The following is a 16,310-nucleotide window of genomic DNA, read 5'->3' as shown; positions in this document are numbered from 1 at the left end:
GCAACGCGCCAGGCCTCGCGCGAACGGCCGCGGCACGCGCGTTCCTCGCCGTTCGTACGCTCGCGCGTCAGTTTTGCGACAATAGCGGCTTTCGCTGCACCGAGCGTTGCCTGATGCCCGATCTGCCGACCTGCGTCGGCGGTGGGGAACACGCGCGCCGCCCGTGCCCTAACTGTCAATCCACCGTCAATTCACCGACCGCCAGCGGTCTCATCAATGGCTCTTCCCCATATCGATTTGCTGTACTCCGCCTCCGGCCTGTTCGTCGGCTTCCTGGTCGGGCTGACGGGCGTTGGCGGCGGCTCGCTGATGACGCCGATCCTGGTCCTCCTGTTCAACGTGCACCCGGCGACCGCAGTCGGCACCGACCTTCTGTACGCGTCCGCCACCAAGGCGACCGGAACGCTGGTGCACGGCCTGAAAGGCTCCGTGGACTGGCAGGTGACGCTGCGGCTCGCCGCCGGTAGCGTGCCGGCCGCGACGGTCACGCTGGTGCTGTTGCACCGCTATGGCATGGACACGCCGGGCGCGAGCCGACTGATCCAGATCGTGCTGGGGGTCGCGCTCCTGGTGACGGCAGTCGCGCTCGTGTTCCGCCCGCAACTTGCGGCGCTCGGCGCGCACCGTCAGCGCACACCCAGCCAGGGACGCACGCTCGGACTCACCATGCTGACGGGCGCGGTGCTCGGTGTGCTCGTATCGCTGACTTCGGTGGGCGCGGGCGCGATCGGCGTGACCGTTTTGCTGCTGCTTTACCCGATGCTGCCGACAACGCGCATCGTCGGCTCCGACATTGCGCATGCGGTACCGCTTACGTTGCTGGCAGGCGCGGGCCATTGGCTGCTCGGCTCGGTCGACTGGTCGATGCTGCTGTCGCTGCTTTTGGGGTCGCTGCCGGGCATCGCGGTGGGCAGCATGCTCTCCGCGCGCGCGCCGGATGCGCTGCTGCGCAATCTGCTCGCGGCGACGCTCACGCTGGTAGGCGTGCGTCTGGTGCTGGCGTGAGGCCGCGTGACGTCGCGCGACGCTGGCGTCACGCCGATGTAAAGCCGCCCGTCTGATTCTCGCCTTGCGCCAGACTGATGACGCACGCCCTATGCCGGGCTCCCGCCGTCGCCGTCACCTGAAAAAGCGGCAGGTCAGATCGGCCTCGAACTGTCTGACCCATTGGCCCTGGCGGTCGTAATACGATTGAGCCCAACCGCCACGTCGCACGGTGACGAGGCGCTCATGGGCAGCATCGGCGGGATTGGCGCAAATGCTGATGTCGAAATGCGCGGGCGCAAAGCCGTGCCGCGCGCACACCAGTTCAAATGCGGCCCGGTCGGTGATGGGCAGATCGGTATAGCGCAGGAGCGTAGTTTGCATGGCGTTGACTCCGGTTCTTCATGCATACGGTACGCTTAGCGCGGCGTTGGAAATGTGTCATCCCACACATTGGGCGACGGCGCCTGGCTTGCAGTACAGCGTCTGATGAAACCGTCGTCGCCGCTTTGTTCTTGCCGCTTTGTCGTCACCCTTTTGCCGCTGCCGTTTCATCAACGGGGTCGCACAAAACAAAAAAGCTCCGGCATGACTGCCGGAGCTTTCTCGTCGTGCACATCGAAGTGGTGCATTGCGTCGGAAAACGCCCGTCGCGGCACCGACACCTCATAAGCCGCGCCGTGTGAGGCGCGCCGATTGCCGTGCGGCCAGGCACCTGATCAGTGCACCGTCACAGCGGGCTTACCGATGCGCCCGCTCGCCGCACTTACTGCTGCATCACGTTCAGCTTGTTCGACACCGACGTCACGCCGGGAACACCCTTCGCTGCCTCGCCGGCCGCGTCGATCTGACCTTGATCGGGCACCGAGCCCGTGAGCGTCACTGCGCCGCCGCGGGCGCGCACCGCGATGTTGGACACGTCGATGCCTTGCGTCTTCGCGAGCGCGGCGCGCACCTTGCGGCCCAGCTGGCTATTGGCCTTCTTGCTCGCCTTCGCGCTGGCGGCGGGGGCGGCTGTCGTGCCCGTTGCCGTTGCATCGCTTGCCTGAGCATAGACGTTGCATGCCACCACCATTGCCACCACCGAGCCCAGCGTCTTCAGAAAACCGACCGATTTCATATTGCTTCTCTCCTTAGCTTCACATTGGACCGCTTGAATAAGCGGCTTCGTTACGACTACCTGCGGCCATGCCCGAGGCGCGACGAGGCGCGCGGCGAGGCAATGGCCGGCTGTGGCTGCGACACGAGATGCGAGAGGCGAAGGGAGGCCGGCTGCCATGTGCCGCACGCGATGGCGAAGACGCTCATGCGATGCGGTCCGCAGACCGGCAAGCGGCGATATTCGCAGACGCGCCCGGTTCTTCTGTGTCGTGCCGGGTCGCGCCGCGCGAAACGTGTGTTCGCGGCAGCGATGCACAATTTAATCTAGCCGCGCCCGAAGCGCAAAGGGTTTAGTTATGCTCGACGCGAGGGGCTGAGTTAAATACGCATGTTTGCAGGCATTCATATGCACTTCATGTGCTTCCGATATGCGCTTAATCTGCTTAAAGCGCTCGTCGTTGAGGCGCTTTTTAATGGCCGCCCGCGCCCTGCTTGTCGGCGAAGCACTCGCCGCTCATTCATTGGGCGCTCGCCGCTTCGCCGCTACCCGGTAGTCACTTTTTGTTACGGGTTTCTCCGTGCCCTGCCCAGTCGTCCATTCCGCCGCCGCGGCAATCTCAGGTACCATCGGCGCCACGCGCAGCGCCCCATTCAGTTCATTCCGGACCGTAGCCGTCCTGTCATCCGATGAAGCCAGCCACCGGCCGCAAACGCCCTACCCACCTTGTTGCCCGTTTCGTCGCGATCTCATGGCGCGATCTGGCTGTGTCGTTCGGGCCGATCGTGCTGATCGCTGTCGTCGCGATCTGGCTCGCGGTGCGCCTGATCCAGCCCGCGCCGCCCAGCACGCTCACCATTAGCGCCGGCCCGCAAGGCAGCAGCTTCTGGACGGCGGCCCAAAAGTACAAGGAGATCCTGGCGCGCAACCGCATCACGTTGAATGTTCTGCCGTCGGAAGGCTCGCTGCAAAACCTCAAACGGCTGTCAGACCCGAACTCGAACGTCGACGTGGGCTTCGTGCAGGACGGCGTCGCGCCCGGCGCAGCAAGCAATGGCCTGATGTCGCTCGGCAGCGTGTCGTATGTGCCGCTGGCGATCTTCTATCACGGGCCAACGGTCGCGCGACTCTCCGAATTCAAGGGCCAGCGGCTCGCAGTCGGCGCCGAAGGCAGCGGCACCCGGGAACTGGCGCTCGCGCTTCTGAAGGCCAACGGCATCGAGCCGGGCGGCGCGACCAAACTGCTGCCGCTTTCTGGCGAAGACGCGGCGCAGGCCCTCATCTCCGGGAAGGTCGACGCCGCTTTCCTCGCCGGCGATTCCGCGCAACCCGCGGTCATGGGCAAGCTTTACCGTACGCCAAATGTGCAGTTCTACGATTTCACGCAGGCCGACGCATACACGCGCCGCTTTCCGTACCTGACGCAACTCGAATTGCCAATGGGCGCGTTCGATCTCGGCAAGAACCTGCCGTCCGCGCCGATCCATATGGTCGCGCCGACCGCCGAGCTGGTGGCGCGCGACTCGCTGCACCCGGCGCTGTCTGACCTGCTGATCGAGGCCGCGCGCGAAGTCCACGGCAGGGCGAACATCATGCAGCGCGCGGGTGAATTTCCTGCCCCGCTTGCCCATGACTTCACGATCAGCGACGACGCCGCGCGCTACTACAAGTCGGGCAAGAGCTTCCTGTACCGGCTGTTGCCGTTCTGGCTCGCGAGCCTCGCCGACCGGCTGCTCGTGGTGGTCGTGCCGCTCGTGGTGCTGCTGATCCCGGCGCTGCGGCTCGTGCCGTCGCTGTATGCATGGCGGGTGAAGTCACGTATCTATCGTTGGTATGGCGCACTGATCGCTATCGAGCGCAGCGCGCTTAGCGACCATTCGCCGGCCGAGCGCGCGTCGCTTCTGCAACGGCTCGACGCGATCGAAGACTCGGTGAATGGTCTGAAGATGCCGCTCGCCTATGCCGATCAGTTCTATGTGCTGCGCGAGCACATCGGTTTTGTGCGGGCAAGGCTCATGCAAAGCCGCGAAGCGCAGCGCGAGGTGTCCGAGGAAGAGCCGGACGAAGGTGCCGACCGGGACTTCGCCACGACGCCCGAAGCAGACGACGCGGCCGCCGCGCCCGGCGCGCCGAACGAAGCCGCAGAGATCGGCGAGACACGCGCCGACGAGCGCCGCAAACCAGATTGACGGTGCAAGCCGTCGCTGCACCGCGTAAGATCGTTACAATTCCGACGATATGGCAGACGCAACCGCCGATCTGTCGGACAGGCAATCCGGGAGACACATATGACCGTTGGCATCGACGCCGCGCAGCCGCTGTGGTTTTACGATTTCGTCTCGCCGTTCACGTATCTGCTGCTCGAACAACACGACAAATGGCCTGGCTTCGACTTCGTATTCACGCCGGTGGTGCTGAACGACCTGTATCGTCACTGGGGGCAACGGCCGGCTTACAGCGTGCCGGCCAAACGCACCTTCCTGTACCGGCACGCGCTCTTTCGCGCGGAGCAGCTCGGCATACCCTACAAGATGCCGCCGGCTCATCCTTTCGACTCCATGAAGCCGCTGCTGCTCGCCACCGCCGCTCAGGCAGACGTGGTCTGTGTGCGCGAAATCTTCCGCTTCATCTGGCGTGAGGGCCGCGATCCGTCGAGCGAGGCGGCATTCGCCGAATTGTGCGAACGGGTGGGCATGCCGGACGGCCCCGAACTCATCAAGAGCGAAGAAGTGAAGGCGCAGTTGCAACGCAATACCGCCGACGCCATCGGCCTCGGCGTGTACGGCGTGCCGACCTTCCGGCTGAACGACCAGTTGTTCTGGGGCGAAGATGCGCTGCCGATGGTGTTGTACTGCGCACGCACGCCCAACTGGCTGGAATCGAGCGAAGTGAAGCGGATCAGTGCGCTGCCGTCGGGCTTGGCCAACATCTGAGGGTTCGGCGCAGTGGCGTGCGTGGGGCAACCGAGCGCTGCTGATGCCGGTCATACCGCGCCCGCTATGGCGGCCGCAGTGCAATCGGGCCTAAGGTTATAACCTTTGCGCCACGCATAGACCGCGTGCTGATCGCCTCTCGCGCGGATTCTTGTGACGCCCGCTCGACTTCGCCTCGCTCTTTTCCATGGACGACACCGCCGCCTCCCTCGATATCTGGCTCGTGCGCGTGCTGCGCACGTTGCTGGTCGAGCGCAGCGTCACACAAACCGCGCTGCGCCTGAACCAGACGCAGCCCGCAATCAGCACCGCGCTGCGCAAGCTTCGAGAGACGCTGAACGACCCCATCCTCGTACGCGGCAAGTCGGGCATGGTGCCGACCGAATATGGCGAGTCGCTGCTCGCATCCGCGCAACGGGTGCTGCGTGAGGTCGATTTCGTGGCCACGCCGCACGGGGAGTTCGACCCCGGCCGTTCGCGCCGGACCTTTCGGGTAGCCGCGCCGGATTATCTGAACGACTTCTTCATGCCGACCGTGATCGCGCAGTTCCGTGAGGCCGCGCCGCACGCACGGCTCGAAATCGATTCGCTCGGCCCGATGCTCGACCACACTGCCTCGCTCGATGCAGGCGAGCTCGATCTCGTAATCGGCAACTGGCCGAAGCCCGATCCGCGTTTCGATCGCAGCGACCTGTTTTCGGACACGGTTGTTTGCCTGATGCGGGCGGATCATCCGTTGGCGCGCGCGCCGCTCACGCGCGACGCGTATCTCGCGGCGCCGCATCTTGCGCCGACTCCTTATAGCGGCGCGCGCGGTGGCGCCATCGACATCGGCTTTGCGAGAGCGCGCGCCGAGCGGCGCATCGTCGCCACGCTGCCCTACTTCGGCCTCGTGCCGCAGACGCTGCTGCAATCCGATCTGATCTTCACGACGACGCGGCGCTTCGCAACGCACTACGCGAGCATTCTGCCGCTCGCGGTAGTCGAGGCGCCCATTCCGTTTCCGCGTATCAAGTGCTATCAGATGTGGCATCCGCAGCCCGATCGCCCGAGTGATCTCGGCTGGCTGCGTGCATTGATGTCACAGGTGTCGGACGGGCTGGTCGCGCAGAAGGTTCACCGCGCGAAGCAACCACGGCAAGGTTCCACCTGAGGGCGAGGCGAACGCGCTAATGGAGCAACGAGGCGTCCATGCGGTTGAGTCGGTTAAGGAGCCTTCGGCGGCTGATGGGCTGGATGCGGTTAATGCGGTTGACGTATTCGACCCCGTCGCGTCGGCTAACGGGGCCAACAGGCTAAACGCAGCCAATCGATTTCAGACGTTCGTCGCCAAAGGGTTGAAGCGCCGCTTGCGTTCCGTTTGCCGTTGCGGGCTGAACCGCGGCTCGCCGCCCGCGAACCTGCAGCAACTCCGCGCATACCGCCACCGCGATCATGGCCGGCGCCTTGTCGACGATACCTGGCACGCCGATCGGACATGTCATCTGCTGCAACTGTTCGAGCTCCACGCCACGCGCGAGCAGGCGCCGTTCGAACTTCACGCGTTTTGTCTTCGAACCGATCATGCCGAAGTAGCTGAAATCGCGTCGCCGCATGATGCGTTCAGCGAGCGAAAAATCGAGCGCATGGTTATGCGTCATCACCAGAAACCAGGCGCCGGGCGGTGCCGTATCGACGATCGCGTCGGGCGTGTCGGTGGCTTCGATCTGCACATTCGCGGGGGTTTCGTCCGGGAACAGTTCGTCGCGCTCGTCCACCCACTGAACCACGCACGGCAGGTTGCCGAGCAATTGAATGAGCGCATGACCCACATGGCCCGCGCCGAACAGCACGATGTGCATGGGCGAGGGACGGGATTCGTCGACAGCGCTGCGCCGGCCGATCCGAATCGACGAACAGTGGTTGATCGCGTTCATCTTCAATTACCTCGCGGCCGACGCGGCGGCCCGCGCTGCGCCGATCGCCCTGAGGATTTCCTCGCTCGTGGCAGGTGCATTGAGCGGCGGATTCACCCGATGACCGCCAACTGCGGACACCGCGTCGCGAATCGCAAAGAACACTGAGAACGGCAAAAGCAGCGGCGGCTCGCCGGTCGCTTTCGAGCGGTGAATGCTGTCCTCCGCATTGCGGTTCTTGAACAGACGCACGTTGAAAACGGGCGGCGTATCGTTGACAGTCGGAATCTTGTAGGTGGACGGCGCGTGCGTCATGAGCTTGCCGCCGGCGTTCCACCACAGCTCCTCGGTGGTGAGCCAGCCCATGCCCTGAATGAACGCGCCTTCCACCTGGCCGATGTCGAGCGCCGGATTCAGCGACGCACCTACGTCATGCAGCGCGTCCGCGCGCAGCACGCGCATTTCGCCGGTCAGCGTGTCGATCACCACTTCGGACACGGCCGCGCCATACGAGTAGTAGTAGAACGGCCGGCCTTGCAGCTTCGCCTGATCCCAGTGGAGCTTCGGTGTCGCGTAAAAACCATCGGACCATAGCTGGATTCGCGCGAGATATGCCTTTGCGACGACTTCTTCGAATGGCACAACTGCCTCGCCGACAATCACGCGGTCATGCGCGAAGCGCACGTCGGAAGCCTTGACCTCGCCGGCCCCGAAACGCTCGGCCGCAAACGCGGCGAGCCGTTCGCGCAGCTGGCGCGCCGCGTCCTGTGCAGCCTTGCCGTTCAGGTCCGAACCCGTCGAAGCCGCCGTCGCCGAGGTATTTGCGACCTTGCTGGTATCCGTTGCCGTCACGCGAATCCGATTGAAGCCAACGCCCAGTTCATGCGCGACGACCTGTGCGACTTTCGTGTTCAAGCCCTGGCCCATTTCCGTGCCGCCGTGATTCACGAGCACCGAACCGTCGGTGTAGATATGCACCAGCGCGCCGGCCTGATTGAAGTGCGTGACGTTGAACGCTATGCCGAACTTGACCGGCGTCAGCGCGAGGCCTTTTTTCAGCACCTCGTTGTTAGCGTTGAATTCGTTGATCGCCGCGCGGCGCGCGCGATATTCGCTAGTCGCTTCCAGTTCGTCGATCAGTTCGTGAATCACGTTGTCTTCGACGATCTGGCCATACGGCGTCTGATTACGCTCGGTCTTGCCATACAGATTGCGGCGACGCACGTCGAGCGAATCCTCGCCGATCGAGCGCGCCACGTTGTCCATGATGTATTCGATCGCAAATGCACCTTGCGGACCACCGAAGCCGCGAAACGCGGTATTCGATTGCGTGTTGGTCTTGCCGCAGAAGCCGTCGATGGTCACATCCGACAGCCAGTACGCGTTGTCGAAGTGGCACAGCGCGCGCGTCATCACCGGGCCGGACAGGTCGGCCGAAAAACCGCAGCGAGAGGTCATGTCGACGGCCACGCCTTCGATCACGCCCTTGTCGTCGTAGCCGACTTCATACGTGTAGTGGAAGTCGTGCCGCTTGCCCGTCACCATCATGTCGTCGTCGCGATCCGGGCGCAGCTTGACGGGGCACAACAGCTTCCATGCGGCGAGCGCTGCGCAGCACGCGAAGACACCCGACTGCGATTCCTTGCCGCCGAAGCCGCCACCCATTCGGCGACATTCGATCAGCACGTTATGGGACGCAATGCCCAACGCGTGAGCGACAAGATGCTGCATTTCAGTCGGATGCTGCGTCGAGCAATAGACGTGCATGCCGTCGTCGTCCTTCGGCACCGCATACGAAATCTGCCCTTCGAGATAGAACTGCTCCTGGCCGCCGAGCAGCATTTCGCCAGCCTCACGATGCGACGCGCGCGCGATCTTCGTGCCGGCGTCGCCGCGCGCGAGTTTCATTGGCGGCAGCACGTGCTGGTTGGCGGCACGCGCCTGCTGTGCGGTCAGGATGGCAGGCAATTCCTCATAGACGATCTCCGCGCGGCGCGCGGCGAGCCGCGCGGTTTCGTGCGACGTCGCCACTACGATGAACACCGGCTGACCAACGTACTGAACGATGCCGTCGGCGAGAATCGGGTCGTCGCCGCGGACGATCGGCGCGACGTCGTTGGCGCCGGGAATATCGTCCGCGGTAAAGACAGCGACTACGCCGGGCGTCGCACGTACCTTGTCGAGCGACATGGACACGATCTTCGCGTGTGCTTTGCTCGACAGGCCGAGCGCGGCGTGCAGCGTGCCGGCGACCGTCGGGATGTCGTCGGTATACGTCGCGCGGCCGCTCACGTGCAGATGCGCCGATTCATGCGGGCGCGACACATGAACCTGCGTGAAGTCGTCGAGCGCCTGAGCGTCCTTCAGAAAGGGTTCAGCATGCTGATTCATTGTTGTGTTCTCCGTATTCTTCGAGCGCTTCGTTCGCTTCAGGCATTTGCTTCGACGTTGCCGTCGACACCGGCGTCCGCAGTCGCGCACGCCGCAGTCACCGCGCGCACATCGAGCGAGCTTTTTGGCAACGGATTGTTGGGGCGCGTTTCGAGCCAGAAGCGATACAACGTGTTCTTTGCAGCGTCGAGACGATAATTGCTGGTCGCGCGCATATCGGAAAGCGGCGCGTAGTCGTTGCCGAGCGCGAGCATCGCGGCTTGCGCGGTGGCTTCATGCCATTCGGCGTCGCGCAGCACCGCTTCTGCGTGCGTTGCGCGCTTCGGCGTCGCTGCCATGCCGCCGAACGCGATGCGCGGCTCGCGAATCAACTCGCCGTCCGCGATAAACGAGAATGCGGCACACACGGCGGAGATGTCCGAGTCGAAGCGCTTCGACAGCTTGTAAGTGCGAAATTGCAGCTTTGCGCGCGCGCCCGTGCGAGTCGGCACTTTGAGGCCGACGACGAACTCGTGCTCGGCCATATTCTTCTTCTGATACGCGAGGTACAGGTCTTCGAGCGGCATTTCGCGTTCGACGTCGCCACCTCGGACAATCACGCGCGCGCCCAGCGCAATGAGACCCGGCATCGAATCACCGATCGGCGAGCCGTTCGCGATGTTGCCGCCGAGTGTGCCCGCGTTGCGAATGGGCAGCGAAGCAAAGCGTAGCCACATTTCGGTAAGCTCGGGATACTGCTTTGCGATCTCCGCGTAGGCGTTTTCTACCGTCACGCCCGCGCCGATTTCGATCCAGTCGGCACGCGTTTCGAGCTTCTGCAATTCAGCGATTTGCCCGACGTACACGACATTGCCGAGTTCGCGCATCTGCTTGGTGACCCACAGGCCAATGTCGGTGCTGCCCGCGAGAATACGCGCGGCCGGCGCGCCCTGCTTGATCTGCGCGAGCGCTTGGACCGTGCGCGGCGCGTCGAAGCGCTGGCCGGCGTGCTCGTAATGGAACGTGTCGTCGCGTTGCAGCGTCGCGAGCGTACCTGCGAGCGCCTCCACATTCACCCGCGCCTTAGGCGCGGGGACTTCGAACATGCGCACGGCCGCATCCACGATCGGACGATAGCCGGTGCAGCGGCACAGATTGCCTGTGAGCGCATTGCTGATTGCTTCCCGTGACGGCACCGTCCTGTTCGCACAGCCATGCTCGTGACCGTGCTTTTCGTAGAGCGACCACATCGACATGACGAAACCCGGCGTGCAGAAACCGCACTGCGAGCCGTGGCATTCGACCATCGCCTGCTGTACCGGATGCAGCGAGCCGTCGGGCTGACGCAGATCTTCGACGGTGAAGAGCGCCTTGCCGTCGAGCGTCGGCATAAACTGGATGCAGGCATTGACCGCCTTGAAATCGACGCCGCCCTTTTCGTTGCGCTCGCCAACCACGACCGTGCACGCGCCGCAATCGCCTTCGGCGCACCCTTCCTTGGTGCCGGTGCAGTGCGCATCTTCACGCAGATACTGCAGGACCGTGCGGGTGACAGGCGCGTCCTTGATTTCGCGGATCGCGTTGCGATGGTAAAAGCGGATTGGCTCAGTCATGTCTTATCGCTCTCGAATGTTCTTTGTGCAGCAGGGATGGTTCGAAAACTATCACTGTCAATAAATACAACCCATAGCACGGGTCGCATGCGGGACATATGCTTAAAGCGATATCGAGATGGAATCAGCGCGCTGCGGGCTTATGTTGACTTGGCTCATTTGAGATGTTTAGTTATGAAATGGCTGATTTCAGCCAGCTTTTTTTTGGGGGCGCTGGGTAAAGCAGTTCACACGGCGTCGAAGGCATTGAGCGTCCGACACCTCACTATCTGGGCTTCGCGCGGGCTTAAGTCTGACCAATTATTAAGCAAATGCTGCACGAGAATCGGTTCCGTGGGAAAATCACGCCTTCCCGCCGTTTTCAAGTCTGGTTTTCCCGATGTCCACCGACACAGCGACACCCCGCAGCGAATTTGCCACGACCATGCAGATCATTCCGGTCGTCTTTTTCACGTTTCTTTGCTATCTGACGATCGGCATTCCGCTGGCGGTGCTGCCAGGTTACGTGCATGACGATCTCGGCTACAGCGCGGTGCTCGCGGGCGCTGCGATCAGCGTGCAATACCTGGCGACTCTGGCGTCGAGGCCGCTGGCAGGACGTTCTGCAGACACGCTGGGGCCGAAGCGGACGGTAACGATTGGCTTGCTCGGATGCGGCGCGAGCGGCGTTCTTTTGCTGCTGGCGGTTTTGTGCGGACGCTGGCCCGTGCTGAGCCTTGGCCTGCTCGTGTGCGGCCGGCTCGTGCTCGGATTCGGCGAGAGTCTGTGCGGCACCGGCGCGATTCTGTGGGGGATTGGCCGCGTGGGCACGAGCAACAACGCTCGAGTGATCTCGTGGAACGGCATCGCCACGTATGGCGCGCTGGCGGTCGGCGCGCCGCTCGGCGTTGCAATCGAGCGGACGGTTGGATTTGCGGCGCTCGGCATTCTAGTGATTCTGCTGGCGGCGCTTGGCTTCTACCTCGCCCGGCCGATGGCACCCGTGCCGATCGTGCACGGTGAGCGGATGTCGTACCGAAGCGTGTTCACGCGCGTCCTGCCGCACGGCATCGGGTTAGCGCTCGGGTCGGCCGGTTTTGGATCGATTGCGACGTTCATCACATTGTTCTATGCGGCGAAGCAGTGGCCGAACGCGGCATTGTCGCTGACGGTGTTCGGCACGCTGTTCATCGGCGCGCGGCTGCTGTTCGCCAACACGATCAAGACCTACGGGGGCTTCCGGGTCGCGATCGTTTCCTTTTCGTTTGAATGTGTCGGCTTGCTGATGCTGTGGCTTGCGCCTGAGCCGCATATTGCGCTCGCGGGGGCGGCGTTGACCGGATTCGGGTTTGCGTTGGTATTCCCGGCGCTCGGCGTCGAGGCAGTCGGACTCGTGCCGCCCGCGAGCCGGGGTGCGGCGTTGTCGGCTTACTCGGTGTTTCTCGATCTGTCGCTGGGAATTACGGGGCCGTTGGCGGGGTATATTGCCGGCGAGTTCGGGTATGGGTCAGTGTTTCTGTTTGCAGCAATTGCCGCTGCCGCGGCTGTGGGGCTTTCGAGTTTTCTTTATCTTCGGGATGTGAAGGTTGGGAAGATGCCTGCGGCGCTTTGAGGGTTCTCTTCTCAACGCACCAACTCACAATTAGTTGTGTGGTTCCGGGCAGGCAGCGGTGTAATCAGGACCAGCGCCGTGGCACGGCTGGCCTTGGTGGCAGCTAGTCGTACGTTCAACCGGTAATCCTCGGAAGGCTCGGCTTCGAGCCGCACCAAATTGTGTTTGTCGAGCGGCTAAAGCGATCACAGTTGCGACAGGCTGGAAATCAATCGGCAATCACATGTCGCACGATGTCCATGATGAGTAACAGGAAGGCTATCGTCCATCATCGACTCATCACCCTAAACGATCAGGTTCGGTCTAATTTCCGGATGTGGCGGGCAAAAGACTTCGTTGCCCATACGGGCGACCGGACGACCATCGAAGGTCATCTTTGGTGCTGGAAACAGCGGCATCCGGAGGTACGCGCGTGGCGTTCAACTTCGGCGGGCGCAAAGCGGTATTCAACATCGTGCGCGCGGTCAGCGTTGCCAACCCACTGACGAGCGATGTGCTGAAGACGTTCCAATGTCCGAGTTCCATGTCGGCGTTCAGTTCGACCGACAGTGGTCCGCCGCCGAGATTACCTCCGGCAGGCGGACTTTCGAGCGCGTCGCATTAGCGGAGTGGTCCCCAACCCACGCCCAACTGCAGGTGTCACGCCGTTGAACCGTGGCATTATGACGTACGGAGAGGTCGGAAACCCACTCCCTACTTCCCTCCCGACAATCCACGCTCCAACGCGGCGACCCCGGCGGGCAAATCGACCTTAACGCCGAGATCGACCATCGTCCGGCCCAGCGCGTGCAGAGTGCGAAACAGATTGTGCTCACGGCATTGCTCGCCCATTTGCCCGATCCGGACAATCGGCAATCCGAACGACCCCGAAATTTCGACCTGATGGTGCCGCGAAATATGCGCGCATACATCACCTGGACTCAGCCCGGCGGGCACCTCGATGCCCACCACCGAATTCAACCGACAAGCAACTGGCGCATACAGCTGCAAGCCCAGCGCGGTCACGCCTTCCTGCAACGCCACCGAACACTTGAGGTGCCGCGCGAAACGCTTTTCAAGCGTCTCCGCGCACACGAGCCGCAGTGCCTCATGTAAAGCCAGCACGCCCGAGACCGGCGCCGTGTAGTGATATCCCGCGTTATGCCAGAAGTTCTCGGCGAGCGACGCGTCGAGACACCAATGTGCATTCGGCGCGGTACGTCCTTTCACGCGCTCCCAAGCTGCATCGGAAAACGCAATCAACGAGACTCCCGGAATAGACGACAAGCCCTTCTGCCCTCCCGTGATCACAGCGTCTATACCCCACTCGTCCATGGCGAGCGGCATGGTGCTCAATGTGCACACCGCGTCGACGATCACCAGCGCGCCCGCCGACTTCGCCAGTGCGGCAATGTCCTTCAACTGGTAATTCCAGACCGTATTCGAAGTCTCGCCCTGCACCACCGTGACGATCTCCGGACGCTCACGGCGGATTGCCTCGGCGATCTCGTCAAGACTCGCCACCGCGCGGTCGGCCACTTCCAGTTCCGTCACTCGCGCGCCGACGCGGCGGCCCATCTCCGCCATGCGCCCGCTGAAAAAGCCGTTCTTGATGCTCAGCACGCGCGTGCCTTCCCACGCGAGATTCGAGATTGCCATTTCCATCGCGGCCGAGCCGGGTCCCGCGACGCCCAGCACCCATTTCGAATTGGTCTGGAACACGTAGCGCGCCATCCTCTTCACCTGACCGATCACCTTCACCATGGTTGCGCCCAGATGGTTGATGACGATCGTATTGGCCTTGGCGACCGCTGCGGGAATCGGCACGGGGCCGGCGCCCATCATCAGTAACGGCTCTTCGGGAAGAATGGCGTCGAGCGATTCGACAACCGGACACGGCACAGCAGTAGATGCAACGTTAGATGATGAAGTCGGCATGATCGGTACTTGAAGGAAAGCGCAAAGATGGAATGCACAGGAGCCAACGGCCTCGCCAGCTATGACACTGGCGAGGCCGTCGTCCGATCATTCACCGATCCGCGCAATTGCGCAAGTTTTTTGACCATGCTTTACCGGCGGGCGCTGCAAACGCGCGTCTGCGACGCGCCTGGCCGCACCGCGGCAAAACCTCACTTCACCTTCGTCTTGTCGAGCTTCTTGCCGGTTTCCGCATTGAAACGCTCGACGTATTCTTCGATCAGCCGCCGCACCGCGCGTCCGATCTGCCGGTAGTCGGATTCGTTGAGGTTGGCCAGCGACACACGCCCAGACGCATGCTGTGTACCGAAGCCGAGTCCCGGCAACAGCACCACCCGAGCCTCGCGCGCGAGACGGAACAGCAATTCGGTAGGCTGCGTGCTCTTCAACTGCCAATCGACGAACTCGCGCCCGAACATCCGCTCTCCAAGGTACTCAGCGTCGAGAATCGTGTAGTAGTCGACCTGATTGGGATCGCTGTCGTCGAATGCAATGCCGACCTCTTCATAGAGCGCCTGCTTGCGCTTGCGGATCAGGCGCTTCAGCGCGTTCTTGTATGCGTCGGGCGTATCCATCAGCGAGAACAGCGAGAACAGCACCATCTGCACCTGCTGCGGCGTCGACAGCCCTGCCGTGTGATTCAGCGCGACGGTGCGGCTGTCGGCCACCAGACGGTCGATAAATTTGAGCTTTTCAGGCTCTGTCGTGATCGATTCATAGCGTTCGTGCAACTGCTTCTTCACGTCTTTCGGCAGTTCCGAAATGAGCCTGTCGAGCACGTTGTCGCGATGCGTCGCAATCGTTCCGAGACGCCAGCCGGTCGCACCGAAATATTTGGAGTACGAGTACACGAGAATCGTGTTCTTCGGCGCAAGCGCGAACAGCGACACGAAGTCGTCGGCGAATGTTCCGTACACGTCGTCGGTGAGAAGAATGAGATCGGGCCGTTCCTTGACGATGTCGGCAATGTACTGAAGGCTCTCGTCGTCCATTTTCACCGAAGGCGGATTACTCGGATTCACGAGAAAGAAGGCCTTCACTTTCGGATCGCGCAGCTTATCGAGTTCTTCTTTGGTGTACTGCCAGCCATTCTCAACACCGGCGTTCAGATTCACCACATTCAACTGGTAGTCGTTCAGCCGCGGAATCTCGATGTACGGCGTGAAGATCGGCATGCCGAGCGCGATGGTGTCGCCCGGCTTGATCAGGTGATTCTCGCGCATCGTATTGAAGATGTACGTCATGGCCGCCGTGCCGCCTTCCACCGCGAACACGTCGAACTCGCCGACGAACGGATGTCGGCCGATCATCTCCCGGCGCAGATATTGTCCGACGATGACTTCGGATAGCTTGAGCATCCGGTCGGGCACCGGATAGTTCGACGCGAGAATCCCCTCACACATTTCATAAAGGAAGTCGCCGGCGGAAAGCCCGAGCTGGTCGCGCACGTACGATACCGCGCCGCGCAAAAAGTCGATCCCCGCGACGCCTTTGTTTTCGCGCAAGAACAGGTCGAAGCGCTCTTCCAGGCCTTCGCGCCGCGGAAATCCGCCGACGCCTTCGGGCATATAAGCGAACGAGCGCTCCGACTCGCGCATCGCGAAGAGCCCGAGCTGCCAGAAGCCGTGGCGCGGGATCGTTGCGAGAAAATTCGGGTTGCCCCGACCGGCGTTCAGCATCGACGCATTGGCCGGCCGCTCGACGGCGCCGCCGCCCGCAGCCTTGATGAGTTCGTCCTTCAGCTCGAACGGGCTGAGCGCGACAAGACCCGGCTCTGCCATGTCGCCACGTTTTCTGTCGTCCTTCTCTTTTGCCATGATGTGTTCTCCTGAGCCAGATGAAAGACGCCGCCGGGCATTGATTTGCGCG

Annotated in this window: 12 protein-coding genes and 2 pseudogenes; 6 read left to right on the top strand and 8 right to left on the bottom strand. The window is 62.6% G+C overall.

Translation table 11 applies throughout. From position 1 onward, the window contains the following. Nucleotides 1–216: 216 nt before the first annotated feature. Nucleotides 217–1,005 carry a sulfite exporter TauE/SafE family protein gene (locus OH764_RS02650; protein ID WP_498847936.1) on the top strand — a complete coding sequence of 263 codons (789 nt, stop codon included), beginning with the start codon at nucleotides 217–219 and terminating at the stop codon, nucleotides 1,003–1,005. 114 nt (nucleotides 1,006–1,119) lie between these two features. Here OH764_RS02650 and OH764_RS02645 read toward each other — a convergent pair whose 3' ends face one another. Next, a complete protein-coding gene (locus tag OH764_RS02645) occupies nucleotides 1,120–1,368 on the bottom strand; it encodes a hypothetical protein (RefSeq protein ID WP_498847935.1) in 249 nt (82 codons plus the stop codon). Between the two features lie 382 nt (nucleotides 1,369–1,750). After that, nucleotides 1,751–2,104, bottom strand: coding sequence for a BON domain-containing protein (locus OH764_RS02640; RefSeq protein ID WP_498847934.1), 354 nt, complete (start codon nucleotides 2,102–2,104; stop codon nucleotides 1,751–1,753). Nucleotides 2,105–2,772: 668 nt separating this feature from the next. On the opposite strand from OH764_RS02640, the gene OH764_RS02635 reads away from it, so the two are divergent. The 3 genes from OH764_RS02635 (at nucleotide 2,773) to OH764_RS02625 (ending at nucleotide 6,169) form a co-directional block, all read left to right on the top strand. Continuing rightward, entirely contained in the window at nucleotides 2,773–4,272 is a 1,500-nt protein-coding gene (locus OH764_RS02635; protein WP_498847933.1) for a TAXI family TRAP transporter solute-binding subunit, read from the top strand. Nucleotides 4,273–4,371: 99 nt separating this feature from the next. Beyond that, a complete protein-coding gene (locus tag OH764_RS02630) occupies nucleotides 4,372–5,016 on the top strand; it encodes a 2-hydroxychromene-2-carboxylate isomerase (RefSeq protein ID WP_498847932.1) in 645 nt (214 codons plus the stop codon). Nucleotides 5,017–5,203: 187 nt separating this feature from the next. After that, complete coding sequence (locus OH764_RS02625; RefSeq protein WP_498847931.1) at nucleotides 5,204–6,169, top strand: LysR substrate-binding domain-containing protein; 966 nt, start codon at nucleotides 5,204–5,206, stop codon at nucleotides 6,167–6,169. Nucleotides 6,170–6,311: 142 nt separating this feature from the next. On the opposite strand, the gene xdhC is transcribed toward OH764_RS02625, so the two are convergent. Genes xdhC through xdhA form a run of 3 tightly spaced genes read right to left on the bottom strand, consistent with a single transcriptional unit; the run spans nucleotide 6,312 to nucleotide 10,894 of the window. Next, nucleotides 6,312–6,932: a xanthine dehydrogenase accessory protein XdhC gene (gene xdhC, locus OH764_RS02620; RefSeq protein ID WP_498847930.1), complete on the bottom strand. Its 621-nt coding sequence runs from the start codon at nucleotides 6,930–6,932 to the stop codon at nucleotides 6,312–6,314. Between the two features lie 6 nt (nucleotides 6,933–6,938). Next, nucleotides 6,939–9,302, bottom strand: a complete 2,364-nt coding sequence (gene xdhB / locus OH764_RS02615) for a xanthine dehydrogenase molybdopterin binding subunit (protein ID WP_498847929.1) — start codon at nucleotides 9,300–9,302, stop codon at nucleotides 6,939–6,941. Nucleotides 9,303–9,340: 38 nt separating this feature from the next. Further along, nucleotides 9,341–10,894, bottom strand: a complete 1,554-nt coding sequence (gene xdhA / locus OH764_RS02610; RefSeq protein ID WP_498847928.1) for a xanthine dehydrogenase small subunit — start codon at nucleotides 10,892–10,894, stop codon at nucleotides 9,341–9,343. A gap of 379 nt (nucleotides 10,895–11,273) precedes the next feature. On the opposite strand from xdhA, the gene OH764_RS02605 reads away from it, so the two are divergent. Continuing rightward, entirely contained in the window at nucleotides 11,274–12,485 is a 1,212-nt protein-coding gene (locus OH764_RS02605; protein WP_498847927.1) for an MFS transporter, read from the top strand. Between the two features lie 185 nt (nucleotides 12,486–12,670). Here OH764_RS02605 and OH764_RS02600 read toward each other — a convergent pair. Continuing rightward, nucleotides 12,671–12,859: pseudogene (locus OH764_RS02600) on the bottom strand (PAAR domain-containing protein); the annotation flags it as partial. A 5-nt stretch (nucleotides 12,860–12,864) separates the two neighbouring features. On the opposite strand from OH764_RS02600, the pseudogene OH764_RS02595 reads away from it, so the two are divergent. Then, nucleotides 12,865–13,089: pseudogene (locus OH764_RS02595) on the top strand (hypothetical protein); the annotation flags it as partial. 89 nt (nucleotides 13,090–13,178) lie between these two features. Here OH764_RS02595 and OH764_RS02590 read toward each other — a convergent pair. Beyond that, entirely contained in the window at nucleotides 13,179–14,402 is a 1,224-nt protein-coding gene (locus OH764_RS02590; protein WP_498847926.1) for a pyridoxal-phosphate-dependent aminotransferase family protein, read from the bottom strand. Nucleotides 14,403–14,593: 191 nt separating this feature from the next. Then, complete coding sequence (locus tag OH764_RS02585; protein ID WP_498847925.1) at nucleotides 14,594–16,258, bottom strand: bifunctional aspartate transaminase/aspartate 4-decarboxylase; 1,665 nt, start codon at nucleotides 16,256–16,258, stop codon at nucleotides 14,594–14,596. Nucleotides 16,259–16,310 lie beyond the last annotated feature (52 nt).

Origin of the sequence: Burkholderia sp. M6-3 (assembly GCF_050858985.1) — a bacterium.
Lineage (GTDB): Bacteria > Pseudomonadota > Gammaproteobacteria > Burkholderiales > Burkholderiaceae > Paraburkholderia > Paraburkholderia caledonica.
This window is presented reverse-complemented; position numbering and strand designations above follow the sequence as displayed.